We start from the raw sequence: 22,712 nt of genomic DNA, 5'->3' as shown, positions 1-22,712 counted from the left end.
AAGGGGCGCACCCGGCGGCCCGGCAGAGCCGGTTCCGCGGGTGCCCTGGCATCGGGGCTACTTGTAGAGCAGCTGCGGCAGCCACAGCCCGATCTGCGGAAAGACGTAGAGCAGCAGGATCGCGAGCACCTGGATGCCCATGAACGGCAGCATGCCCAGGAAGATCTGGTTCAGCGTCACGTGCGGCGGGCTCACGCCCTTGAGGTAGAAGGCCGCCATCGCCACCGGCGGCGAGAGGAAGGCCGTCTGCAGGTTGAGCGCCACCAGCAGGCCGAAGAACAGCGGATCGACGCCGAAGTTGTCGAGCAGCGGGATGAAGATGGGCATGAAGATCACGATGATCTCGGTCCACTCGAGCGGCCAGCCGAGCAGGAAGATGATGACCTGGCTCAGCACCAGGAACTGCAGCTTCGTGAGGTTCATGCCGAGCACCCACTGCTCGACCAGCGCCTGGCCGCCGAGCAGCGCGAAGGCGGCCGAGAAGATGGCCGAGCCCACGAACAGCCAGCACACCATGGCCGAGGTCTTGGCCGTGAGGAACACCGACTCCTTGAGCACCGTGAGGTTGAGCCGGCGGTAGGCCGCGGCCAGCAGCATGCCGCCGAGCGCGCCCATCGCCGCCGCCTCGGTCGGCGTGGCCAGGCCGAGCACGATCGAGCCGAGCACCGCGAGGATCAGCAGCACCAGCGGGAAGAACGAGGCCAGCAGCATCTTGAAGACCTCGAGCCGCGCGAAGCTCAGGAACAGGTAGAACAGCACGGTGATCGCGCCCAGCACGGCGAAGGTGATCCACCACCACCTGGGCGCGGGCTGGGTCGATGCGCCGTCGGCCGGGGCCTGCTCGGCGTTCGCCGCCGCGGCCGGCGCGGCCGGTGCGGGGGCTGCGCCCGGCGGCTCCGCGACCCCGCCTGCCGCGGGCGCCGCGGGCGCGGCTTCGGCCGAGGGAGGCTCCTGCAGTCCGCCGCCCTCGGCCGGGGGCTCGGCGAGCCCGCCTTCGGCCGGCGGCTCCTGCAATCCGCCCGCCGAGGGCTCGGCGAGCGAGGAGCCGCCGCCGCTGCGCGCGGCGCCGATCTCCTGGATCTCGTAGCGTTCCTGCACCGCGACCGTGGTCACGGCCTTGTAGCTGAAGCCCGCGAGCAGCAGGAAGATCACGCCCGGCAGCGCGACGATGCCGAGCTGTCGCAGGATGTGCGAGAGCGGCACCTCGGCATTGCGCCGGCCCTTGAGCAGCCCGAGCACCGCATGCGAGGCGGGGCTCCCGGCGATGCGCTGCGACAGCGGCGGCAGCGGCACCACGCGCTCGGCCGCCGACAGCGGGGGCGCCGACTGCGGCTTGAGCTTCGCGACGATGATCACGTACACCACGTAGAGCGAGGCCAGCATCAGCCCCGGGAAGAACGCGCCCGCATAGAGCTGCACCACCGACACGCCGGCCGTGGCGCCGTAGACGATCAACAGCACCGAGGGGGGGATCAGGATGCCCAGGCAGCCGCCCGCGGTGATCGCGCCCGCGGCCAGCGGCACGCTGTAGCCCGCGCGCAGCATCGAGGGCAGCGCCAGCAGGCCCATCAGCGTGACCACCGCAACCCACGATGCCGGTCGCGGTCGCGAAGATGGTGCAGGTCACGAGCGTCGCCACGGCGAGCGCGCCCGGCAGCCGCGCGAGCGACAGGTGCAGGCTCTTGAACAGCGACTCGATCAGGTTGGCGCGCTCGACCAGGTAGCCCATGAAGACGAACAGCGGCACCGCGATCAGCACGTCGTTGGCCATGGTCTTGTAGGCCGACTGCACCATCAGGTCGAGCGTGCGGTGCCAGTCGCGGTCGTAGGCGAGCCAGGTGAAGAGCATGCCCATGCCCATCAGCGTGAAGGCGGTCGGAAAGCCCAGCATGATCGCCACCACCACGAGCGAGAGCATCAGCAGGCCGAGGTGGCCGTTGGTGATGGTGTCGGCGCTCAGCAGCATCGCGGCGGCGCCGATCACGATCAGCGCCATGAACGAGAGGCCGAACCAGAGTTCGCGGCGGATTCTCATCGCGTGCCCTCCTTGGCCGTCACCACGCGGTCGAGCGCGGCGATGTCCTCGTCCTTCACGTTCACCATCTCCTTGAGCTTGTCGACGTCGACCTCTTCGACGTCCTGCTCGCGCGAGGGCCAGGACCCGCGCTGGATGCACTGCACGCAGCGGATGATCTCGACCAGGCCCTGCAGCAGCAGCGTGAAGCCGGCGAGCGGGATGATGTACTTGAACGGATAGAGCGGCAGCGGCTCGGCCGAGAAGGTCTGCTCGCGGATCGCGAGCGATTCGCCCGCATAGACCCAGCCGGCCCAGGTCAGCGCGACGATGCCCGGCAGGAAGAAGACGATGTAGAGAACCAGGTCCACCAGCGCCTGCGTGCGCGGACGGAAGAAGCCGTAGAGCACGTCGCCGCGCACGTGGCCGTTCTTCGACAGGGTGTAGGCGCCCGCGGTCATGAACATCGCGCCGTACAGCATGATCTGCGCATCGAGCACCCAGGCGTGCGGATGGTTCAGCACGTAGCGCGAGAACACCTCCCAGCTGATCAGCAGCGTCAGCAGCAGCGCGCACCAGGCGAAGGTCTTGCCGATCCAGGTCGAGAACCGGTCGACGGCCAACAGGAAAGATTGCATCGAGAAGAACTCCTCGCCGCGGCCGGGCGCGGCATGGACGGGCATGAAAAGAGGGCACCGCCCGGTGCCCTCGCATCGACGTGGCGGCCGTCTCAGGACTTCTTGGCCTGCGCGCCGAAGTAGTGGTTGTAGGCCATCTTGAAATCGACCGTGTAGTCGTTCTGCCACTGGCCGGCGCGCTGGGCGAAGGCTTTCTGCGAGTCGAGCACCTTCTTGAACATCGGGTTCTCGGCCGACTTCTTGGCCACCGTCTTGTCCCACGAGGCGAGCTGCGCGCGCAGGATCGCATCGGGCGTCTTGTAGAACTTGATGCCGGACTTCTTGAGCTCGATGTAGTCCTGCGAGTTGCGCTCGATCGCCTTCCAGCTCATGTCGGCGCTCGCGGCCTGCACCGCATAGTCGATGATCGACTTGAGCTCGGCCGGCAGCGCTGCGAGCTTGCCCTTGTTGAACAGGATCTCGAACTGCTCGCCCGACTGGTGGAAGCTCTGCAGCATGCAGTTCTTCGCCACGTCGGGAAAGCCCAGCACGCGGTCGCTCGAGGCGTTGTTGAACTCGGCCGCATCGATCAGGCCGCGGTCGAGCGCCGGCACGATCTCGCCGCCGGGCAGCGGGTTCACGGCCGTGCCCATGTCGGTGAACACGTCGACCGCGAGGCCCACGGTGCGGAACTTCAGGCCCTTCATGTCCTCGGCGCGCGCCACCGGCTTCTTGAACCAGCCGAGCGGCTGCGTCGGCATCGGGCCGTAGAGGTAGGACACCACGTCGAGGTTCAGGCCCTTGTAGATCTCCTCGATCAGCGCCTTGCCGCCGCCGTAGTAGTGCCAGGCCAGCACCATGTTCGCGTCCATGCCGAAGCCCGGACCCGAGCCCCAGAGCGCCAGCGCCGAGTTCTTGCCGTACCAGTAGGCCACCACGCCGTGGCCGCCGTCGAGCGTGCCCTTGGCCACCGCATCGAGCAGCTGGAACGCCGGCACCACCGAACCGGCCGGCAGCACCTCGATCTTGAGGCGGTTGCCCGCCATGTCGTTGACCTTCTTGGCGAAGTCCTGCGCGTATTCATGGAAGATGTCCTTGGCAGGCCAGGTGCTCTGGAAACGCAGCGACGTGGTCTGCGCCATGCTGACCATGGGCGCGGACATCGCGCCAGCGGCCACCGCCGCCCCTTTCAGAAGATTGCGGCGGCGAGGCGATTTGCTGTCTGTCATGTGTCTGTCTCCATTTAGAGTGCGGTCTGGAAAATCCAGAACGCCATCTTTGGGGTGCAGCAAAACGTGACAAACAGGGTTTTTACGAAGGTTATAGAAATGAATGTTCAGAGCAAGGCCGCCCCGGCGATCGAAAGGACGCGGAAATGAATGCACCCGTCGAGCGAAACACGGCGACGCAGCCTGCCGACGGCTATGCCGGCGACGTCACGCCCGAGCAGGCGGCGCAGTGGATGGCGAGCGGCGAGGCGGTGATGGTCGACGTGCGCAGCGACGCCGAGCGCGAGTGGGTCGGCTTCGTGCCCGGCGCGGTGCCCGTGGCCTGGAAGCAATGGCCCGGTATGGCGATGAACCCCGGCTTCGACGAAGGCGTGCGCGCCGCCGCCGAGGGCGGCCGCAGGAAGCTCGTGCTGCTGTGCCGCAGCGGCGTGCGCTCGGTGGCGGCCGCGAAGCGCGCGACCGAACTGGGCCTGGAGGCCTACAACATCCTCGAGGGCTTCGAGGGCAACCCCGACGAGCACGGCCACCGCGGGCAGCTGGGCGGCTGGCGCAAGCGTGGGCTGCCGTGGAAGCAGAACTGAACCGGCGCGCATGAAAAAAGGCCCGCCGTCTCCGGCGGGCCTCTGGCGTCATGCGCGGTAGGCGCCGCTCACTTGAGCGGCGGAATGCGCAGCTTCTGCCCCGGATAGATCTTGTCCGGATGGCTCAGCATCGGCTTGTTGGCTTCGAAGATGGTGTTGTACTTGTTGGCGTCGCCGTAGTACTTCTTCGAGATGGCCGAGAGCGTGTCGCCCTTGACGACGTCGTGGTACTGCGCGGGCGGTGCCGGCGGGGCGACGAGGTTGTTTTCGACGCTCGTCACGTTGGCCACGTTGCCGGCGGCGAGCGAGGCCTTTTCGCTGGCTTCCTGCGAGGGGGCATTGCCGGCGAGGGTCACGACGCCGCTGCTCGCGGTGTAGGTGACTTGGAGATTGCTGAGGCCGAGGTTCTGTGTCTCGATGTAAGTCTTGATGGCGGCGGCCGCGGCCTGGTTGGCATCGGGGCCGGCGGGCGTGGCGGCGTTGGCGGACGAGCCGCCGAACAGCTTTTCGCCGGCTTCCTTGATGAAACTAAGCAAACCCATGGTTCTCTCCTTGCACCTTGGTTGTTGGGAACCGCGAATGTAGCGGCGAAATGCGGCAGGAGCGAGTAGGCGCGAGGCGCATTCGGGACCGATACGTCAGCAGGCGTAACCACAAAGTCGCAATAATGCCGCGCATGGCTTCCCCCTTCCTCGCGATCGACATCGGCAACACGCGGCTCAAATGGGCGCTCTACGACGCACCGCGCCCCGGCGCCGCGCTGCTCGCGCACGGGGCCGAGTTCCTCGACCACATCGAGCGCCTCGGCGACGGGCCCTGGGCCGCACTGCCCGCACCGGCGTCGATGCTCGGCTGCGTGGTGGCCGGCGACGCGGTGCGCCGACGTGCGGAGGAACAGGTGACCGAGCGCTTCGACTGCATGCCGCGCTGGGTGGTCGCGAGCGCGGCCGAGGCCGGCATCGTCAACGGCTACGACCATCCGACGCGGCTCGGCGCCGACCGCTGGGTGGCGATGATCGGCGCGCGCCACCGCATGCTGGCCGCGGGGCCGGCGCGGCCGATGGTGGTGGTGCTGATCGGCACCGCGGTCACGGTGGAAGCGGTCGATGCGAACGGCAGGTTCCTCGGCGGCCTGATCCTGCCGGGCCACGGCATCATGCTGCGCGCGCTCGAGTCGGGCACCGCAGGCCTGCACGTGCCGACCGGCGAGGTGCGCGAGTTCCCCACCAACACCAGCGATGCGCTGACCAGCGGCGGCACCTACGCCATCGCGGGTGCGGTCGAACGCATGGTGCAGCACGTGCGCTCGCACTGCGGCGCCGAGCCCGCCTGCTACATGACGGGCGGCGCGGGCTGGAAGATGGCGCCCGCGATGAACGGGCACTTCGAGCTCGTCGAGAGCCTGATCATGGACGGGCTGCTCGTCATCGCGCAGGCGCGCGGCTGAGCGCCGCTCAGGGTGCCATCAGCGCCTCGGCCAGCGCCTGGAAGGCCGGCAGCGTGAGCGGGTCGTTGCCCGCGTTGGCCGCCACCGGATGCGCGGCGTAGCGCGCGATCACCATCTCGGCCTTCGGATCGACGTAGAGGCTCTGGCCGTGGATGCCGCGCGCCATGTATGCGCCGTGCGGGTTGTGCGAGACCCACCACATGTTGCGGTACGACCAGCCGGGCAGCAGCGCGTAGCCGCCCTTCGCGAACTTCGCGCGGTCGCCGCCGCGCCGGATGTCCTCGACCACGGCCTTCGGGATGGCCTGCTGGCCGTCGGCTGCGCGCCCGCCGTTGCGCATCGTCTCGCCGAAGCGCGCGAGATCGCGCAGCGTGGTGTTGAGGCCGCCGCCGCCCGACTCGGTGCCGATGCGGTCGACCATGAAGTACGCGTCCTGCTCCGCGCCGATGCGGCGCCAGATCTTCTCGCTCAGCAGGTCGGCGAGCGACTGGTTGCTCGCGCGGCGCAGCACCCAGGCGAGCACCTCGGCATTGACGGTCTTGTACGCGAAGCCCTCGTCGTGCGCGCCTTCCTTCTGCAGCGTGCCGAGGAACTCGTAGAAGGACTTCGGCCCCGCGTAGTCGGCGCCGCGCGGAAGCATGCCGCCCGCGCGCGCGTAGTCCCAGATCTCGGCCTTGGGATCGGCGTAGTTCTCGGAGTAGCGCACGCCGATGGTCATGTCCATCACCTGCCGCACGGTGGCGTCGCCGTAGGCCGTGTCCTTGAGTTCGGGCAGGTACTTCGTGACCGGTGCCGCCGGGTCGAGCCGGCCTTCGTCGGCGAGGATGGCCGCGAGCGTGCCGACGAAGGACTTGGTGACCGACATCGCGAGGTGCGGCCGCTCGGGCGTGAGCGCGCCGAAGTACTTCTCGTAGACCACGCGGCCGCGATGCAGCACGAGGATGCCGTCGGTGTAGGTGCCCGCGATCATCTGCGCGAAGCTCATCGTCTGGTCGCTGCCGAGCGGCCTGTAGCGCACGGCCTCGAGGTCCGCGCGCGGCGCCGCGGGCAGCGGGCTCGCCGCGCCGCCGCCGCGCCAGACGTTGGCCGTGGGCACCGTCTCGCGCACGTGCGAGAAGCTCCAGCGCGTGCGCGGAAACACGCCGCCCGCGGGATTGTCGAAGGTGATCAGCTTGTCGGGCGGCGGCGGAAAGCCCTTCATCCAGCCCAGCGCTTCGACGGAGGTGGCCTGCGGGTCGGGCAGTGCGGCGGGCGCGGCGGTCTGGGCGCTGGTGGAAGTGTTCACGGCAAGCAGTGCGAGGGCGGCGGCGGCGAGCGCCGCGCGGGGAGGGAGGATGCGCATGGTCAACGCCCGCTGAAGCGCGCCGGCCGGCGCTCGACGAAGGAGCGCACGCCTTCGGCCGCGTCCTCGCTGTTCGACAGGCGCTTCTGCGTCTCGATGAATTCGGCCACCGCGGCGAGCGGCCCCTGCTCGATGGCCTTGATGACGTTGAGCCGGGTCGCCACCACCGCCAGCGGCGCCTGCGCCGCGATGCGCTCGGCGATGGCGAGCGCCGCGTCGAGCTCCTGGCCAGCGGGCACCACCTTCTGCACGAAGTGCAGGCGGTAGGCCTCGGCGCTGTCGAACTCGTCGGCCGTGAGCAGGTGCAGCATCGCATTGCCCAGCCCGGCGCGCTCGGCCATGCGCAGCGTGGCGCCGCCCGTGGCCATGATGCCGCGCTGCACCTCCATCTGCGAGAAGCGGCAGTCGTCGGCCGCCACCACGATGTCGGCGCCGAGCATCAGCTCGATGCCGACCGTGAAGCAGATGCCCTTGACCGCCGCCACCATCGGCTTGCTGCGGCGCCGGTAGCCCTCGAGGCCGTAGTCGTGCGGCTCCACCAGGCCCGGCGGGATCGCCTTCTCGCCGCGCTTCATGTACTCGGCCACTGCCGGCAGGTCGAGCCCGGCCGTGAAGTGGTCGCCGAAGGCATGCAGCACGCCCACGCGCAGCTCGGGGTCGTCGTCGAGCCGGGTGTAGGCCTCGGCCAGCTGGCGGAACATCGGCGGCGTCCAGCCGTTGCGCTTGGCGGGACGGTTGATGCCGATCAGCAGCACGTGGCCGATCACCTGGGTGTCGATGCAGCCCTCGGGCGGCGGGGTGGTGGGTATGGCGGTCATGGGCGGGTTGTCTCCTTTCTTCGTTGTTTCTTCTGCGCGCGCTCAGTAGCTGTACACGCCGCGGCCGGTCTTGCGGCCCAATTGGCCCGCCGCGACCATTTCCTTCAGCAGCGGGCAGGGCCGGTACTTCGAGTCGCCGAACTGCTCGAGGTAGACCTCCATCACCGCGAGGCAGACGTCGAGGCCGATCATGTCGGCCAGCGCGAGCGGGCCGATCGGCTGGTTGCAGCCGAGCTTCATGCCCGCGTCGATGTCCTCGGCGGTCGCGATGCCTTCGGCGAGCACGAAGAAGGCCTCGTTGATCATCGGCACCAGGATGCGGTTCACCACGAAGCCCGGCGCGTTCTTCACCGTGATCGGCGACTTGCCCAGGCGCTCGGCCAGTTCCTTCACCGTGTCGTGCGTCGCATCGCTCGTGAGGTAGCCGCGGATCAGCTCCACCAGCGCCATCATCGGCACCGGGTTGAAGAAGTGCATGCCGATGAAGCGGTCGGCGCGCGAGGTAGCGGCCGCGAGCTGGGTGATCGAGATCGAGGAGGGTGTTCGAGGCGATGATCACCTCGGGCGCGAGCATCTCGTCGACCTGCTTCAGGATCTTGAGCTTGAGCGCATGGTTCTCGGTCGCGGCCTCGATCACGAGCTGCGCGCCCTTCAGGTCCTCGTAGTTCGTCGAGCCCTTGATCAGCGCGAGCGCCGCGGTCTTCTGCTCGGCCGTGAGCTTTTCCTTCTTGATCAGCCGGTCGAGGCTGCCCGAGATCGTGGCGAGGCCCTTGTCCACCGCCGCCTGGGCGATGTCGACCATCACCACCTGGACGCCCGACACGGCGCAGGCCTGCGCGATGCCGTTGCCCATCGTTCCGGCGCCGATGATGCCGACAGTCTGGATAGCCATGAGAGAACTCCTTGCAAAGAAAACACGAATAAAAGATGAGGGGTTGCGCGGCATGCGCCGCGGCAGGCCGTCGATTGTGGAGCAGTCCCCGGGCCGCGCCGTTGCCGCGTGTGACAGCGTGCGCGCCGGTGGCTTACAGTGCGGCGGTCGCTGTTTTCTTCTTTCTTTTCCTCTTCTCCCATGACCACCCTCGGCACCCCTCTTTCCCCTTCCGCCACCCGCGTGATGCTGCTCGGCTCGGGCGAGCTCGGCAAGGAGGTGCTGATCGCGCTGCAGCGCCTCGGCGTCGAGACCATCGCGGTCGACCGCTACGAGAACGCGCCCGGCCAGCAGGTGGCGCACCATGCGCGCACCATCACCATGAGCGATCCCGACCAGCTCAAGGCGCTGATCGAGGCCGAGAAGCCGCAACTCGTGGTGCCCGAGATCGAGGCCATCGCCACGCCCATGCTGCAGCAGCTGGAGGACGCCGGCGTGGTGCGCGTGATCCCCACCGCGCGCGCCGCCCGGCTCACGATGGACCGCGAAGGCATCCGCCGCCTCGCGGCCGAGACGCTCGGCGTGCCGACCAGCCCCTACAAGTTCTGCGATTCGCTGGCCGAGCTGCAGGCAGCGATCGACGGCGGCATCGGCTATCCCTGCATCGTCAAGCCGGTGATGAGCAGCTCCGGCAAGGGCCAGAGCAAGATCGACGGCCCGGCCGACGTGCAGAAGGCCTGGGACTATGCGATGGCCGGCGGCCGCGTGAGCCACGGCCGCGTGATCGTCGAGGGCTTCATCGACTTCGACTACGAGATCACGCTGCTGACCGTGCGCGCGAAGGATGCGTCGGGCCAGGTGCAGACGCAGTTCTGCGCGCCCATCGGCCATGTGCAGGTCAGCGGCGACTACGTCGAGAGCTGGCAGCCGCATCCGATGGCGCCGGCCGCGCTCGCCAAGGCGCAGCAGATCGCACAGGCGGTCACGGCCGACCTCGGCGGCCAGGGCCTGTTCGGCGTGGAGCTGTTCGTCAAGGGCGAGGAGGTCTGGTTCAGCGAGGTGAGCCCGCGGCCGCACGACACCGGCATGGTCACCATGGCCACCCAGTGGCAGAACGAGTTCGAGCTGCATGCGCGCGCGATCCTCGGCCTGCCCGTGGACACCTCGCTCAAGAGCCCGGGCGCGAGCGCGGTGATCTACGGCGGCGTCGATGCCGCCGGCATCGCCTTCGACGGCGTGGCCGAGGCGCTGCAGGTGCCCGGCACCGACCTGCGGCTGTTCGGCAAGCCCGAGAGCTTCGCGAAGCGCCGCATGGGCGTGGCGCTCGCGCATGCGTCCGACGTGCAGACCGCGCGCGCCAACGCGAAGGAAGCCGCCTCGCGCGTGAAGCCCCGCAAGGCCTGAGCCGCGACATCGATCAAGGAGCCGCCATGCCGCAGTACTGGCTGATGAAGTCCGAGCCCGACGAAGTGTCGATCGACGATGCGCTCGCCGCGCCCGATGCCACGGTCGCGTGGACCGGCGTGCGCAACTACCAGGCGCGCAACTTCATGCGCGACGGCATGAAGATCGGCGACGGCGTGCTCTTCTATCACTCGAGCTGCCCCGAGCCGGGCATCGCCGGCATCGCGCGCGTGGCCTCGGGCGTGCGCGCCGACCCGACGCAGTTCGACCCGAAGTCGCCGTACTACGACGCCGCCTCGAAGAAGGACGATCCGCGCTGGCTGCTGGTCGACGTGCAGGCGCTGCGCAAGACGCGGCTGCTGTCGCTGCCCGAACTGCGCGAGCGGCCCGAGCTGGCGGACATGATCGTGCTGCGCAAGGGCAACCGGCTGTCGATCACGCCGGTCGAGGCAGCGCACTGGAAGATCATCGAGAAGATGTTGGGCTGAAGAATTCGGACAGCCGAACGCAGAGGGCGCGAAGGTTTCGCAGAAGACGCAGAAGAAAGCCAAAGAAATTCTGAAATTTCTTGAAGTCTTCTTCTTCTGCGACTTTCGCGTTCCTTTGTCTTCCTTCTGCGTTCGGCTGCCCGATCCCGGTCAACCCGCCCGGCTCAGCAGCGGGAACAGCTTGCCCAGCCCGTCCGCCATCACCTCGACCGCGAGCGCCGCGAGGATCAGCCCCATGAGCCGGGTCATGATGTTGATGCCGGTCTTGCCGAGCACGCGCGCGATCGGCTGCGCGAGCGAGAAGGCCAGCGCGGTCGCGAGTGCCACCACCACGCCGTAGCCCACCAGCACCGCGAGCTCCCACAGGTGCTGCGCCTTGTCGGCATAGATCACCACCGTCGAGATCGTCGCCGGCCCGGTGAGCAGCGGGATGGTCAGCGGCACCACCGCGATCGATGCGCCCATGGAGGCCTTCACCTCGGTCGCGCGCAGTTCCTCGACGTTGGTCTTGCTCTCGGCCGGTTTGGCGTTGAGCATGGACAGCGAGCTCATGAGCAGCAGCAGGCCGCCGCCCACCTGGAAGCTCGCGATCGAGATGCCGAAGAAGGACAGCAGCTGCAGCCCGAGCAGCGCGCTCACCGCGATCACCACGAAGGCGCTGAACGCGGACATGCGCACCGTGTGCCGTCGCTGCGCGTCGGAGTACCCCTGCGTGTAGTGGATGAAGAAGGGCACGATGGCCAGCGGATTGACGATCGCCACCAGCGTGACCAGCGGCTTGATCAGGTCCATCGAGGTGCTCATCGGGTCGGCCTTGTGCAGTGGGGATGGGAATGCGGCCGCATCAGCGCCCGCCGGTCACGTCGAGCAGCGCCATCGTGGTGTAGCTCGCCTCGTCCGACAGCAGCCAGAGAATCGCGCCTGCGATCTCCTCGGCGCTGCCGGTGCGCTTCATCGGCACCGTGGGCGCGAGTTCGAAGGCGCGGTCGGGCATGCCGCCGGAGGCGTGGATCTCGGTGTCGATCAGGCCGGGCCGCACCGCGTTGACGCGGATGCCCTCGGCCGCCACCTCCTTCGCGAGCCCGATGGTGAAGGTGTCGATCGCGCCCTTGCTCGCCGCGTAGTCCACGTACTGGTCGGGCGAGCCGAGCCGCGCGGCGCCGCTCGAGATGTTGACGATCGCACCGCCCGTGCCGCCGTGGCGCGTGCTCATGCGCCGCACCGCCTCGCGCGCGCAGACGAAGCTGCCGATCACGTTGATGCGGAACATGCGCTCGAGGCGCGCCACGCTCATCTCGTCCACGCGGGCCTGCACGTCGACGACGCCGGCGTTGTTGACCAGCGCGGTGAGGCGGCCGAGCCTGGCGTCGATCTTCTCGAACATGGCGACCACCTGGGCCTCGTCGCCCACGTCGGCCTGCACCGCCATCGCCGTGCCGCCGCCCGCGCGGATCGTGCGCACCACCTCGTCGGCGGCGAGCGAGTTGCTGGCGTAGTTGACCGCCACGGCGTAGCCGCGCCGCGCCGCGAGCAGGGCCGTCGCGGCGCCGATGCCGCGGCCGCCGCCGGTGACCAAGAGCACTGGGTTCAAAACCTACCTCCTGCAGAGAAACCGCGTGTCAGTTAAAACCGTCGGCGTGGATTACATCATCCGGGGCAGGCGCCTCGAACCCGCGCACCACCGCCCCAGTCCCGCTCGCACCGCAGTGCGGCGCACGGAGGTTACCGAATGAGCACAGCCAAGACCGTCGACTACTACTTTGCGCCGCAGAGCCCGTGGACCTACCTGGGGCATGCCCGGTTCCAGGCCGTCGCGGCCGCCGCGGGTGCCGAGGTGCGGGTGCGGCCCATCGACCTGGGCAGCGTGTTCCCGGTGTCCGGCGGGCTGCCGCTGGGCAAGCGCGCGCCGCAGCGGCAGGCCTACCGGCTGGTCGACCTGGCGCGCTGGTCGCGCCACCTCGGGCTGCCGCTGAACCCGAAGCCGAAGTTCTTCCCCGTGGCCAGCGACGATGCGGCGCGGCTCATCATCGCGGTCGACATCCACGACGGCACCGAGGCGGCGATGCGCATGTGCGCCGCGGTGTTCGCGGCGGTCTGGGTGCAGGAGCGCAACATCGGCGACCCGAAGGTGCTCGATGCGCTGGTGGTGGAATGCGGCCTCTCGCCCAAGCGCTCGGAGCAGTCGCAGAGCCAGATGGTGCAGGAGCGCTACGAGGCCTACACGCAGGAGGCCATCGAGATCCAGGTGTTCGGCGCGCCCAGCTACGTGATCGACGGCGAGATCTTCTGGGGCCAGGACCGGCTCGATTTCGTGGAGCGCGCGCTGCGCGCGTGACGGCGAACCGTCGCCGTTCTTCCTTTTCCTTCTTTTCTTATTCACCGGTTGCTATCAGGAGCATGACGACCATGGGTCAATTCATCGATCTCACCGCCAAGGACGGATTCGCCTTCCCGGCCTACGTGGCCGAGCCCGCGGGCACGCCGCGCGGCGCGGTGGTGGTGCTGCAGGAAATCTTCGGCGTCAACTCGCACATCCGGTCGGTGGCCGACGGCTATGCGGCGGAGGGCTACCTCGCGGTGGCGCCTTCGACCTTCCACCGGGTGCAGCCCGGCGTGGAGATCGGCTACGGGCCGGAAGACATGAAGGCGGGTTCGGCACTCAAGGCCGCGGTCGAGGCGCTGCCGGCGCCCGGCGTGCTGCAGGACGTCGAGGCTGCCGTGGCCTATGCCGCGAAGGCCGGCAAGGTGGGCATCGTGGGTTATTGCTGGGGCGGCCTGCTGACCTGGCGTGCGGCCAGCCTGATCCCGGGCCTGGCCGCGGCCGTGCCGTACTACGGCGGCGGCATGACCACGCCCGACGAGGCGGCGCGCCAGCCCAAGGTGCCGGTGCTGGCGCATTTCGGCAAGCGCGACCACTGGATCCCGATCGACAGCGTCGAGGCCTTCGGCAAGGCGCACCCCGAAGTCGAGGTGCACGTCTACGACGCGGACCACGGCTTCAACTGCGACCAGCGCGGTTCGTACGAGGCGGCCTCCGCAGCGCTCGCACGCACCCGCACGCTCGCCTTCTTCGCGCGGCACGTCGGCTGAAGAAGATGCTCGCGCGCCGCTACCGCGGCTGCTGCTTCTTGGCCCCGGTCGCGCCCTTGCCGACGCGGGTCTGCAGAAAGTCGAGCAGCGCCCGCAGCGCGGCGCTGTTGTGGCGCCGCTGCAGGTACGCGGCCGAAAGCCACATGTCCTTGCGCGCATAGCCCTGCAGCACCGGGACCAGCTCGCCATGCTCGATGTGCGACTGGACCAGGATCGAGGGCAGGTAGATCACGCCGAAGCCGCGCATCGCGACGCGGATCAGCGGCGCGCCCTCGGTGCAGTCCATGCGGCTCTTGACCGGCACGTCGAGCGGCTCGCCGCCGTCGTCGAAGCGCCAGACCGGCTGCGCGCCGAGCAGCGAGTGCGTGAGCGCCTCGTGGCCCGCGAGTTCGCGCGGATGCTCGGGCTTGCCGTGCTTCTTCCAGTAGACCGGGGAGGCGCAGACCACCATGTCCATCCGCATCAGCTTGCGCACGATCAGGTTGGCGTCTTCCACCGGGCCGCTGCGGATGTCGACGTCGATGCCTTCCTCGGCGAGGTCGACGGTACGGTTGGTGAGCTGCAGGCTGATGCTCACGTCGGGGTAGTAGCGCATGAAGTCGGCCAGCAGGCTCGGGAACTCGCCGTTGCCCATGCCGTGCGGCGCCGAGATCCGCAGCCGGCCGCCGGGCTGCCGTGCGCGCTCCTGCAACTCGGCCTGCGTGAGCTCGACCATCTCGAGCACCGGCGTGCTGCGCTCGAGCAGCAGCTGCCCCGCGTCGGTCAGGCTCACCGAGCGCGTGGAGCGGTTGAGCAGGCGCACGCCGAAGCGCGTCTCAAGTTCGGCCACGTACTTGCTCACGGTGGCCTTCGACATGTCGAGCTTCCTGGCCGCATGCGAGAAGCTGCCCTGCGAAGCCACCTCGCGGAAGGTTCTGATCAGATCGAGACTGTCCATGTCATAGCGCCCGTTGTTTTTTCTTGCGCGCGCGAGGCGGCGCGCTGTGGATTCTGGAGGTTTTGCGAAGCGGCTGCCCGATCCGGTGCGATGAAGGACCGGCCACGACTTCGCTTTGTCATTGTTTCAATAGAGGAAACACGGTGTCTCTGTTCCACATGGTTTGTTAACGAATTTCAGTTGGACACTCGCCGCACAGGTGAGCGAACCAGCGAGCCTGGTGGACGAACCATCCAACGAACACAAGGAACCCGAAATGAAGACCTCGCACATCCTCGCCGCCGCTGCCATCGCCGTGCTGGCTGCCACCGGCGCCCAAGCCGAATCCTACGAAGGCGTGAACACCGCCGTCTCGACCAAGAGCCGCGACGAAGTCAACGCCGAAGCCGTGCGCGCCGCCTCGGCGCCGAACCAGAACGTGACCCGCGGTTCGCGCGGTCCGGAAACGGTGGCCGTGTCGAAGGACCGCGCCCTCGTCGAAGCCGAAGCCATCCGCGCTGCCTACGCGCCCGACCAGAACGTGACCGGCGGCTCGCGCGTGAACAGCAAGGTCATCTCGACCATGCCCCACCCGATGGACGCCCGCGTTCAGGCCCAGCAGGGTTCGGGCGCCGTCGCCAAGTAATCGAACCCTGGCGAGGACCGCGCCCTCGCGGTTCTCACCCCCCGAAGGCCACGCGATGCGTGGCCTTTTTGCGTGGCGCGCGTCAGCGCGTGCGGGCGAGGTAGCGCTTGCGCCAGAACACCACGACCAGCAGCAGCGCGATGACCAGCATCGCGAGCATCGCGATCCAGAACCCGTCCGCCTTGTGCACCAGCGGGATGAACTCGAAGTTCATGCCGAAGATGCCCGCGATCAGGTTGAGCGGCAGGAAGATGGCGGTCAGCACCGTGAGCACCCGCATGATGTCGTTCGCGCGGTGGCCCTGGACGCTGAAATGCATCTGCACCGCGGTCTCAGCGTTCTGCTCGAGGCGGCGCACATGGTGGACCACGCGCTCGATGTGCTCCAGCACGTCGCGGCTGCGCACCATGATCAGCTCGCGCTCGCGCTTGTCGGCCTCGTTCTTGGGCACGGGCAGCGTCTCGAGCGAATCGATCCAGTCCTGGATCGCCGCGCGCTGGTCCTCGCAGATCTCGTCGAGGTGGTGCAGCGACTGCCGGGCTTCCATCAGCGCGCTCCAGTTCGTGAAGCGGCTGCGCGGATCGATCAGCTCGGTCTGCCAGTGGTCGAGCTGGCGCGTGAGCTCGCGGCGCATGTCGAGGTAGCGGTCGACGATCTGGTTGATCACGCGCAGCATCAGGTCGGCGGTGCTGGTCGGCACGCGCGCCGAGATGGCGCGCACGTCGAGCGCCGGGGCGCCCTGGTCGTCGGGCGAGGCGGCCGCGAGCAGGCGGGCGGCAAAGGCGTCGCGCACCGCGCCGTCCTCGGGGTGCACCGACAGCAGCACGCGGTCGAACAGCGCGAAGCCCACGGGCCGCGTGTCGACGCGGCGCAGCACGGGCGGCCCGCGCCGCGAGGGGGTCGTGGGGAGCGGGGCTTCGCCTGCACTCCCGTTGCCGTTTCCATTGCCGTTCGCCGCGGGCGCGGTCGGACCGCTCGCGAGGCGGCGGAACACCAGCACGTCGTACTGCGAGGTGTAGTCGTAGTGCGACGGCAGCTGGTCGTTGAGCAGGTCGGCCACGTGCAGGTCGACCAGCTGCGAGAGGCAGAGCGACTGCAGGATCTGCTGGACCTCCGCGAGCGAGGCGCGGAACTCGTCGCGCGTGAGCGAGATCCAGAGATAGCCCGACGCGGCGCAGGCGCCCGGCAGCGCGAGCGGGGCCAGCGCGCTGTGCTCGCTGACCTGCGAGCCGTTGATTTCGAAGATGCGCATGGGGCGGCCTCTCTCGTCTCTCGTTGTCTTTCTTCGGTCCCCGGCAGGCGGCTGCCGGGTGCAAGAACCGCTACGGCTGCTGCAGCAGGCGCACCGCGTCGAGCGCGAAATAGGTCAGCACGCCGTCCGCGCCCGCGCGCTTGAACGCGAGCAGGCTCTCGAGCACCACCGCATCGTGGTCGAGCCAGCCGTTCTGCGCCGCAGCCTTGAGCATCGCGTACTCGCCGCTGACCTGGTAGGCGAAGGTGGGCACGCGGAACTCGTCCTTCACGCGGCGCACGATGTCCAGGTAGGGCATGCCGGGCTTCACCATCACCATGTCGGCGCCCTCGGCGATGTCGAGGCCCACCTCGCGCAGCGCCTCGTCGCTGTTGCCCGGGTCCATCTGGTAGACCTTCTTGTTGCTCTTGCCGAGCGTCGCCGCCGAGCCGACGGCATCGCGGAACGGTCCGTAGAAGGCGCTCGCGTACTTGGCGCTGTAGGCCATGATGCGCGTGTGGACGTCGCCGCGCGCTTCGAGCGCACGGCGGATGGCGCCGATGCGGCCGTCCATCATGTCGCTCGGCGCGACAATGTCCACGCCGGCCTGGGACTGGGCGAGCGCCTGCTTCACCAGCACCTCGACCGTTGCGTCGTTGAGGATGTAGCCGCTGTCGTCGAGCAGGCCGTCCTGGCCGTGGCTGGTGTAGGGGTCGAGCGCCACGTCGGTCATCACGCCCAGTTCCGGGAAACGCGACTTGAGCGCGGCGACCACGCGGGGAATCAGCCCCTCGGGATTGAAGGCCTCGTCTCCCTCGGGTGTCTTGAGGCTCGCGTCGATCACCGGAAACAGCGCCATCACGGGAATGCCCGCTTTCACGCATTGCTCGGCCACGGGCAGCAACTGGTCCAGGCTGAGGCGCTCCACGCCGGGCATCGAGGCCACGGCATCGCGCTTCTTCTCGCCTTCCTGCACGAACACCGGGTAAATCAGGTCATGTGCGGTCAACGCATGCTCCCTCACCAGGTTGCGGGTGAAGGTGTCGCGGCGCAGGCGGCGCGGCCGGCCGGCCGGGTACATGGCGAAGGAAGTGGAGGATGACGTCATAGGCGGAAAATTGTGCCCGATGCGTTGCGTGGCCGCCCGGCAGCCGCTTCCGGTTGTCGGACAACTTGGCCTGAAATTAACCCAAAGGTTCCTAATTTTTGCGCCCAAATGTCAAAGAAAGTGGGCTTCTTGCTTGAAACCTTGATTTGTCTTTGTTAAATTCTCCGTGGGCGGCTTGCCGCTCCCCGCTTTTCCTCCCTGAGCGGGTGCCTTGATGTGTGACAGCAAAAGGGCTTCCCAGCCCGGCGTGAAGACGTCGGGCTTTTTTTTGCCCGGCGCATCCGCGCCGTGGCGCCCAGGTCAGGGGGGAGCCCTGCCGGACCACTAAACTGACCCCATGCTCTGGGTCAAATCGTTCCACATCGTCTTCATTGCCAGCTGGTTCGCGGGCTTGTTCTACCTTCCGCGGATCTTCGTCAACCTGGCGATGGTGCCGCCCGAATCGGTCGCTGAACGCGAGCGCTTGCTTCTGATGGCGCGCAAGCTGCTCCGGTTCACCACCTTCCTCGCCGTGCCGGCCATCGGCTTCGGCCTCTGGCTGTGGCTGGGCTACGGCATCGGTCGCGGCCCGGGCAATGGCTGGATGCATGCCAAGCTCGCGCTGGTGCTGGTGGTGATCGGCTATCACCACGGCTGCGGCGTGCTGCTGCGCCGCTTTGCGGCCGGCGGCAACCGGCGCAGCGACCGGTGGTACCGCTGGTTCAACGAACTTCCGGTCCTGCTGCTGCTGGGCATCGTGGTGCTGGTGGTGGTCAAGCCGTTCTGAGCGCGGTCGCGACGGTGGAGAAGCCGCACAAATCCGCCGCCCTGCCGCTGGCGCTCGCCTATGCGGCGCTCATCGTCTACGCCAGCCTGTACCCGTTCGCCGACTGGCGCGACCAGGGCATCGCGCCGTGGTCCTACCTCTGGGCGCCCTGGCCCAAGTACTGGACCGGCTTCGACTTCGCCGTCAACGTGGCGGGCTACGTGCCCTTCGGCTTCCTGTGTGCGCTCGCGGTGCTGCGCACGCATGCGGAGACCCGCGTCTGGGGCGCCGTGCTGCGCGCCACGGTGGCCGGGGCGGCGGTGGCGTTCGCGATGGAAACGCTGCAGAGCTATTTGCCGGCGCGCATCCCGTCGAATGTCGACCTCGGGCTCAACACCGCGGGCGCGCTGCTCGGCGCGCTGCTCGCGGCGGGGCTGGAGCGCATCGGCGCGGTGGCGCACTGGGGCCGCACGCGCTCGCAGTGGTTCGTCGACGACGCCCGCGGCGCGCTGGTGCTGCTGGCGCTCTGGCCGCCGGCGCTGCTGTTCCCGGCCGCAGTGACCTTCGGGCTCGGCCAGGTGTTCGAGCGGCTCGAGGTCGCGATCGCGGAATGGCTGCTCGACACGCCCTTCATTGACTGGATGCCGCTGCGCCAGTTCGAACTGGAGCCGCTGGTGCCGGCGGTCGAACTGCTGTGCGTGATGCTCGGGGCGCTGGTGCCCTGCCTGCTGGCCTTTCTGGTGACCCGCACGGTGGTGCGCCGCGCCGTGCTGCTGCCGCTCACGCTGCTGGCGGGCGTCGGCGCCTCGGCGCTGTCGGCCGCCCTGAGCTACGGGCCCGAGCACGCCTGGGCCTGGCTCGGCCTGCCGGTGCAGATCGGCATCGCGGCGGCGCTGGTGGCCGGCGTGCTGCTGCTCGGGGCGCCGCGCCGGCTCTGCGCGGCGCTGCTGCTGGTGAGCCTGGTGGTGCAGCTGAGCCTGCTGAACCAGGCGCCCGAAAGCGCCTACTTCGCGCAGACGCTGGCCACCTGGGAGCAGGGGCGCTTCATCCGCTTTCACGGGCTGGCGCAGTGGCTCGGCTGGCTCTGGCCGTTCGCGGTCCTGGCTTATGTCGTGGCCGTGCTGTCGCGCCGGACGCCCGCGGCCGTCCCGGCGCGTTGAAGGCGGCGTCACTAAAATCCGCGGATGCCCAGTTCCACTCCCGACGCGCCGCGCGGCTACTACGAGCGCCACATCTTCTTCTGTCTCAACGAACGCAAGAGCGGGGAAGACAGCTGTGCCCTGCACAACGCGCAGGCGGGTTTCGACCGGTGCAAGGCCAAGGTCAAGGAAGCGGGGCTCGCGGGACAGGGCAAGGTGCGGGTCAACAAGGCCGGCTGCCTCGACCGCTGCGCGGGCGGCCCGGTGGCGGTGGTGTACCCGGAGGCCGTCTGGTACACCTTCGTCGATGCGGACGACATCGACGAGATCGTGGACTCGCACCTGAAGCAGGGCAAGGTGGTCGACCGCCTCGTGCTGCCGCCCGATGTGGGCCGCTGAACTTTTGCGGAAGTCCCGCGCTCGTACCGTGCACCCGGGCGGCCGACATCCGAACGCCCGATTCTTCGCATCATGAATTCACAGACAGAAAAGATCCGTCTCCAGGGCGCCGCAGGCGCGATCGAGGTGCAGCGTGACCGGCCCGCCGAGGCATCGGCCGCGCGCGGCATCGCGGTGATCGCCCATCCGCATCCGCTCTTCGGCGGCACCATGGACAACAAGGTGGTGCAGACGCTGGCGCGCGCCTTCGTCGCCTGCGGCTGGACGGCCGTGCGCTTCAACTTCCGCGGCGTCGGTGCGAGCGAGGGCGCGCACGACGAGGGCCGCGGCGAGTGCGAGGACATGCTCGAGGTCGTGCGCCAGCTGGCGCCCGAGGGGCCGCTCGCGATCGCGGGGTTCTCGTTCGGCGCCTTCGTGGCGAGCAGCGCCGCCGAGAAGCTCTGGGCCGCGCGCGACATCCGCCAGCTGGTGCTCGTCGGAACCGCCGCAGCGCGCTTCACGGTGCCCGCGCTGCCGGCCGAGGCGCACGAGCGCACGCTCGTGATCCACGGCGAGGCCGACGACACCGTGCCGCTCGCGGCCGTGATGGACTGGGCGCGGCCGCAGTCACTTCCTGTCACGGTTGTCCCCGGGGGCGGCCATTTCTTTCACGGACAATTGCCGCTGCTCAAGAGCCTGGTCGTCCGCCATCTGCGCGCGGACGCCGCATGAAAGCCCGCCGGGCTTGTTCTCGTTTCTTTCCTATCTTTCCCATGAATCGTTTTCTCGACGCGTTCCGTGCGCTGGTCTTCGTCGCCTTGGCCTCGGTCGGCCTGACCGCCGCCGCCCAGGTGCCGGCGCCGCCCGAAATCGCCGCGCGCAGCTACCTGCTGCTCGACGTCACGGCCAACCAGATCCTCGCGCAGAAGGACATCGACAGCCCGGTCGAGCCGGCCTCGCTGACCAAGCTGATGGCGGCCTACGTGGTGTTCGACGCGCTGCGGGCCAAGAAGATCACGCTGACCCAGACCCTGCCCGTCAGCCAGCGCGCCTGGAAGATGCCCGGTTCGCGCATGTTCATCGACCCGAAGATGCAGGTGCCGGTCGAGGACCTGATCAAGGGCGTGATCGTGCAGTCGGGCAACGACGCCACCGTGGCGCTGGCCGAAGGCGTCGGCGGCACCGTGGAGCACTTCGTCGAGATGATGAACGCCCAGGCCAAGGCGCTGGGCATGAAGAACACCACCTACAAGAACCCCGAAGGCCTGACCGCGCCCGGCCACACCACCACGGCGCGCGACCTGAGCATCCTGGCGACGCGGCTGGTCCGCGACTTCCCCGAAGAGGCCAAGTACTACGCGATCAAGAAGTACCGCTATCCGGGCACCCCTTCGACCAACGACACCAACCGCAACCTGCTGCTGTTCCGCGACCCGACCGTCGACGGCCTGAAGACGGGTCACACCGACGCGGCCGGCTACTGCATGATCGCCACCGCGAAGCGCGATTTTCCGAACCTGACCCGGCGGGCGCCGGCTGCTGTCGATCGTGCTCGGCGCCTCGGGCGAGACCGTGCGCGCGAACGAGTCGCAGAAGCTGCTGAACTGGGGCTACACCGCCTACGACGCGGTGCGGCTGTTCGACGCCGGCCAGCCCGCGGCCACGCCGGCGGTCTGGAAGGGCAAGGTCAACACGCTCAAGCTGGGTCGGCCGGAGCCCATCGTGGTGGCGGTGCCGGCCGGCACCGCGAACAAGATCAAGTCGCAGGTGGCCCGCCCCGAGCCGCTGGTCGCGCCGTTCACCAAGTACCAGCCGGTCGGTTCGCTCAAGGTCACGCTGGACGACCAGCCGCTGGCGGAGGTGCCGCTGGTGGCGCTCGAGGGCGTCGAGCAGGCGGGTGTCCTGGGCCGCGCCTGGGACGCCGTGCGGCTCTGGATCAAGTAGGCGAGCGGCGTCGCGGGGCGGGGCCCCGCCGCTTTCGCCGCCGTATTTGCAGTGGGCGGGACCGACTGCTATACTCGCGGGCTTTTCGGAATTTTCCGAAGGGTTTCACGTTTTCGTCATCTCCCGGCTTCCTTGCGTCACGACAAGGGCGATCCAGAGCAAAAAGTTCGGGTCGGGCCGGGGCAGTTTCTCGTTTTGGGACTTATTCATTCATGCCAACCATCAATCAACTGGTGCGTCAGGGTCGAACGGTCGAAAAGATCAATTCGAAGAGCCCTGCCATGCAGAACTCGCCGCAGCGCCGCGGTGTCTGCACCCGCGTCTACACCACGACGCCCAAGAAGCCGAACTCGGCACTTCGCAAGGTTGCCAAGGTCCGCCTGACCAACGGCTTCGAAGTCATTTCCTACATCGGCGGTGAAGGCCACAACCTCCAGGAACACAGCGTCGTGCTGGTTCGCGGCGGTCGTGTCAAGGACCTGCCCGGTGTTCGCTACCACATCGTGCGCGGCTCGCTCGACCTGCAAGGCGTGAAAGACCGCAAGCAGTCGCGTTCCAAGTACGGCGCGAAGCGTCCCAAGAAGGCTTAAGCCTTCCTGTCGTAAAAAACAAACGGTGTTCGGTGGCCTTGGCGGGCACATCGGACGTAGTGACCCAAGGTCGGGTCGAGTAAGTGAGAGTTCGAAATGGCTCTCGCGGTACCG

22 protein-coding genes and 3 pseudogenes are annotated in these 22,712 nt (G+C 68.4%); 13 read left to right on the top strand and 12 right to left on the bottom strand.

The annotated features are described in order from the left end of the window. Window positions 1-57 precede the first annotated feature (57 nt). From M2165_RS08140 to M2165_RS08130, 3 genes and pseudogenes are all read right to left on the bottom strand, one after another. Window positions 58-2,035, bottom strand: a pseudogene (locus tag M2165_RS08140) (TRAP transporter large permease subunit). Beyond that, window positions 2,032-2,652, bottom strand: coding sequence for a TRAP transporter small permease subunit (locus tag M2165_RS08135; protein WP_280814153.1), 621 nt, complete (start codon window positions 2,650-2,652; stop codon window positions 2,032-2,034). The pseudogene M2165_RS08140 and the gene M2165_RS08135 overlap by 4 nt, the downstream one beginning before the upstream one ends. Window positions 2,653-2,744: 92 nt before the next feature. Beyond that, on the bottom strand, window positions 2,745-3,860 hold the full coding sequence (locus M2165_RS08130) for a TRAP transporter substrate-binding protein (RefSeq protein WP_280814152.1): 1,116 nt from the start codon (window positions 3,858-3,860) through the stop codon (window positions 2,745-2,747). Window positions 3,861-4,006: 146 nt separating this feature from the next. Between M2165_RS08130 and M2165_RS08125 the strand changes: the two genes are divergently transcribed. Beyond that, window positions 4,007-4,441 (top strand): rhodanese-like domain-containing protein, encoded by a 435-nt coding sequence (locus tag M2165_RS08125; protein ID WP_280814151.1) that lies wholly within the window; start codon window positions 4,007-4,009, stop codon window positions 4,439-4,441. A gap of 68 nt (window positions 4,442-4,509) precedes the next feature. Here the strand turns inward: M2165_RS08125 and lysM are convergent, their stop codons facing one another. Further along, window positions 4,510-4,983, bottom strand: a complete 474-nt coding sequence (lysM, locus tag M2165_RS08120; protein WP_280814150.1) for a peptidoglycan-binding protein LysM — start codon at window positions 4,981-4,983, stop codon at window positions 4,510-4,512. Between the two features lie 134 nt (window positions 4,984-5,117). Here lysM and M2165_RS08115 point away from each other — a divergent pair, with 134 nt between their 5' ends. After that, on the top strand, window positions 5,118-5,888 hold the full coding sequence (locus M2165_RS08115; protein WP_280814149.1) for a type III pantothenate kinase: 771 nt from the start codon (window positions 5,118-5,120) through the stop codon (window positions 5,886-5,888). Between the two features lie 7 nt (window positions 5,889-5,895). Here the strand turns inward: M2165_RS08115 and M2165_RS08110 are convergent, their stop codons facing one another. The 3 genes and pseudogenes from M2165_RS08110 to M2165_RS08100 form a co-directional block, all read right to left on the bottom strand. Next, complete coding sequence (locus tag M2165_RS08110; protein WP_280814147.1) at window positions 5,896-7,230, bottom strand: serine hydrolase; 1,335 nt, start codon at window positions 7,228-7,230, stop codon at window positions 5,896-5,898. Between the two features lie 2 nt (window positions 7,231-7,232). Beyond that, on the bottom strand, window positions 7,233-8,048 hold the full coding sequence (locus M2165_RS08105; protein ID WP_280814146.1) for a crotonase/enoyl-CoA hydratase family protein: 816 nt from the start codon (window positions 8,046-8,048) through the stop codon (window positions 7,233-7,235). A 42-nt stretch (window positions 8,049-8,090) separates the two neighbouring features. Beyond that, window positions 8,091-8,940 (bottom strand): annotated as a pseudogene (locus tag M2165_RS08100) (3-hydroxybutyryl-CoA dehydrogenase). Window positions 8,941-9,120: 180 nt separating this feature from the next. Between M2165_RS08100 and purT the strand changes: the two are divergent. Next, window positions 9,121-10,323, top strand: coding sequence for a formate-dependent phosphoribosylglycinamide formyltransferase (gene purT, locus M2165_RS08095; RefSeq protein ID WP_280814145.1), 1,203 nt, complete (start codon window positions 9,121-9,123; stop codon window positions 10,321-10,323). 26 nt (window positions 10,324-10,349) lie between these two features. Continuing rightward, window positions 10,350-10,811, top strand: coding sequence for an EVE domain-containing protein (locus M2165_RS08090; protein WP_280814144.1), 462 nt, complete (start codon window positions 10,350-10,352; stop codon window positions 10,809-10,811). Window positions 10,812-10,961: 150 nt separating this feature from the next. On the opposite strand, the gene M2165_RS08085 is transcribed toward M2165_RS08090, so the two are convergent. Beyond that, complete coding sequence (locus M2165_RS08085; RefSeq protein WP_280814143.1) at window positions 10,962-11,615, bottom strand: MarC family protein; 654 nt, start codon at window positions 11,613-11,615, stop codon at window positions 10,962-10,964. 40 nt (window positions 11,616-11,655) lie between these two features. Next, complete coding sequence (locus M2165_RS08080; RefSeq protein ID WP_280814142.1) at window positions 11,656-12,402, bottom strand: SDR family oxidoreductase; 747 nt, start codon at window positions 12,400-12,402, stop codon at window positions 11,656-11,658. Between the two features lie 138 nt (window positions 12,403-12,540). On the opposite strand from M2165_RS08080, the gene M2165_RS08075 reads away from it, so the two are divergent. Continuing rightward, a complete protein-coding gene (locus M2165_RS08075; RefSeq protein WP_280814141.1) occupies window positions 12,541-13,146 on the top strand; it encodes a 2-hydroxychromene-2-carboxylate isomerase in 606 nt (201 codons plus the stop codon). A 71-nt stretch (window positions 13,147-13,217) separates the two neighbouring features. Beyond that, the gene (locus M2165_RS08070; protein ID WP_280814140.1) at window positions 13,218-13,901 is read left to right on the top strand and encodes a dienelactone hydrolase family protein; all 684 of its coding nucleotides are present in this window, start codon (window positions 13,218-13,220) and stop codon (window positions 13,899-13,901) included. A 19-nt stretch (window positions 13,902-13,920) separates the two neighbouring features. Here M2165_RS08070 and M2165_RS08065 read toward each other — a convergent pair whose 3' ends face one another. Then, entirely contained in the window at window positions 13,921-14,838 is a 918-nt protein-coding gene (locus M2165_RS08065; RefSeq protein ID WP_280814139.1) for a LysR family transcriptional regulator, read from the bottom strand. A gap of 256 nt (window positions 14,839-15,094) precedes the next feature. On the opposite strand from M2165_RS08065, the gene M2165_RS08060 reads away from it, so the two are divergent. Beyond that, window positions 15,095-15,463, top strand: coding sequence for a DUF4148 domain-containing protein (locus M2165_RS08060; RefSeq protein WP_280814138.1), 369 nt, complete (start codon window positions 15,095-15,097; stop codon window positions 15,461-15,463). A gap of 82 nt (window positions 15,464-15,545) precedes the next feature. Here M2165_RS08060 and M2165_RS08055 read toward each other — a convergent pair whose 3' ends face one another. Then, on the bottom strand, window positions 15,546-16,715 hold the full coding sequence (locus tag M2165_RS08055; RefSeq protein WP_280814137.1) for a magnesium transporter CorA family protein: 1,170 nt from the start codon (window positions 16,713-16,715) through the stop codon (window positions 15,546-15,548). A 70-nt stretch (window positions 16,716-16,785) separates the two neighbouring features. After that, window positions 16,786-17,775, bottom strand: a complete 990-nt coding sequence (gene hemB, locus M2165_RS08050; RefSeq protein ID WP_280817495.1) for a porphobilinogen synthase — start codon at window positions 17,773-17,775, stop codon at window positions 16,786-16,788. A gap of 364 nt (window positions 17,776-18,139) precedes the next feature. On the opposite strand from hemB, the gene M2165_RS08045 reads away from it, so the two are divergent. The 6 genes and pseudogenes from M2165_RS08045 to rpsL all read left to right on the top strand — a co-directional run bounded on the left by M2165_RS08045 (window position 18,140) and on the right by rpsL (window position 22,598). Continuing rightward, entirely contained in the window at window positions 18,140-18,568 is a 429-nt protein-coding gene (locus tag M2165_RS08045; protein WP_280814136.1) for a CopD family protein, read from the top strand. Window positions 18,569-18,582: 14 nt separating this feature from the next. Next, window positions 18,583-19,707 carry a VanZ family protein gene (locus M2165_RS08040; RefSeq protein WP_280814135.1) on the top strand — a complete coding sequence of 375 codons (1,125 nt, stop codon included), beginning with the start codon at window positions 18,583-18,585 and terminating at the stop codon, window positions 19,705-19,707. Window positions 19,708-19,731: 24 nt separating this feature from the next. Continuing rightward, entirely contained in the window at window positions 19,732-20,085 is a 354-nt protein-coding gene (locus M2165_RS08035; RefSeq protein WP_280814134.1) for a (2Fe-2S) ferredoxin domain-containing protein, read from the top strand. A 72-nt stretch (window positions 20,086-20,157) separates the two neighbouring features. Further along, window positions 20,158-20,796 (top strand): alpha/beta fold hydrolase, encoded by a 639-nt coding sequence (locus tag M2165_RS08030; protein WP_280814133.1) that lies wholly within the window; start codon window positions 20,158-20,160, stop codon window positions 20,794-20,796. A gap of 41 nt (window positions 20,797-20,837) precedes the next feature. Next, a pseudogene (locus M2165_RS08025) lies at window positions 20,838-22,008 on the top strand (D-alanyl-D-alanine carboxypeptidase family protein). A gap of 212 nt (window positions 22,009-22,220) precedes the next feature. Next, entirely contained in the window at window positions 22,221-22,598 is a 378-nt protein-coding gene (gene rpsL, locus M2165_RS08020; RefSeq protein WP_013543948.1) for a 30S ribosomal protein S12, read from the top strand. The last annotated feature ends 114 nt before the right edge of the window (window positions 22,599-22,712 follow it).

It is taken from the genome of Variovorax sp. TBS-050B, from assembly GCF_029893635.1.
Lineage (GTDB): Bacteria > Pseudomonadota > Gammaproteobacteria > Burkholderiales > Burkholderiaceae_C > Variovorax.
Note: the sequence above shows the minus strand (reverse complement) of the source record. Positions and strands in the feature narration are given on the sequence as shown.

Bases quoted from the DNA above. Each gene is read 5' to 3' on its own strand.
- M2165_RS08135 (WP_280814153.1), bottom strand. From the start codon at position 2,652: ATGCAATCTTTCCTGTTGGCCGTCGACCGGTTCTCGACCTGGATCGGC.
- M2165_RS08130 (WP_280814152.1), bottom strand. From the start codon at position 3,860: ATGACAGACAGCAAATCGCCTCGCCGCCGCAATCTTCTGAAAGGGGCG.
- M2165_RS08125 (WP_280814151.1), top strand. From the start codon at position 4,007: ATGAATGCACCCGTCGAGCGAAACACGGCGACGCAGCCTGCCGACGGC.
- lysM (WP_280814150.1), bottom strand. From the start codon at position 4,983: ATGGGTTTGCTTAGTTTCATCAAGGAAGCCGGCGAAAAGCTGTTCGGC.
- M2165_RS08115 (WP_280814149.1), top strand. From the start codon at position 5,118: ATGGCTTCCCCCTTCCTCGCGATCGACATCGGCAACACGCGGCTCAAA.
- M2165_RS08110 (WP_280814147.1), bottom strand. From the start codon at position 7,230: ATGCGCATCCTCCCTCCCCGCGCGGCGCTCGCCGCCGCCGCCCTCGCA.
- M2165_RS08105 (WP_280814146.1), bottom strand. From the start codon at position 8,048: ATGACCGCCATACCCACCACCCCGCCGCCCGAGGGCTGCATCGACACC.
- purT (WP_280814145.1), top strand. From the start codon at position 9,121: ATGACCACCCTCGGCACCCCTCTTTCCCCTTCCGCCACCCGCGTGATG.
- M2165_RS08090 (WP_280814144.1), top strand. From the start codon at position 10,350: ATGCCGCAGTACTGGCTGATGAAGTCCGAGCCCGACGAAGTGTCGATC.
- M2165_RS08085 (WP_280814143.1), bottom strand. From the start codon at position 11,615: ATGAGCACCTCGATGGACCTGATCAAGCCGCTGGTCACGCTGGTGGCG.
- M2165_RS08075 (WP_280814141.1), top strand. From the start codon at position 12,541: ATGAGCACAGCCAAGACCGTCGACTACTACTTTGCGCCGCAGAGCCCG.
- M2165_RS08070 (WP_280814140.1), top strand. From the start codon at position 13,218: ATGGGTCAATTCATCGATCTCACCGCCAAGGACGGATTCGCCTTCCCG.
- M2165_RS08065 (WP_280814139.1), bottom strand. From the start codon at position 14,838: ATGGACAGTCTCGATCTGATCAGAACCTTCCGCGAGGTGGCTTCGCAG.
- M2165_RS08060 (WP_280814138.1), top strand. From the start codon at position 15,095: ATGAAGACCTCGCACATCCTCGCCGCCGCTGCCATCGCCGTGCTGGCT.
- M2165_RS08055 (WP_280814137.1), bottom strand. From the start codon at position 16,715: ATGCGCATCTTCGAAATCAACGGCTCGCAGGTCAGCGAGCACAGCGCG.
- hemB (WP_280817495.1), bottom strand. From the start codon at position 17,775: ATGTACCCGGCCGGCCGGCCGCGCCGCCTGCGCCGCGACACCTTCACC.
- M2165_RS08045 (WP_280814136.1), top strand. From the start codon at position 18,140: ATGCTCTGGGTCAAATCGTTCCACATCGTCTTCATTGCCAGCTGGTTC.
- M2165_RS08035 (WP_280814134.1), top strand. From the start codon at position 19,732: ATGCCCAGTTCCACTCCCGACGCGCCGCGCGGCTACTACGAGCGCCAC.
- M2165_RS08030 (WP_280814133.1), top strand. From the start codon at position 20,158: ATGAATTCACAGACAGAAAAGATCCGTCTCCAGGGCGCCGCAGGCGCG.
- rpsL (WP_013543948.1), top strand. From the start codon at position 22,221: ATGCCAACCATCAATCAACTGGTGCGTCAGGGTCGAACGGTCGAAAAG.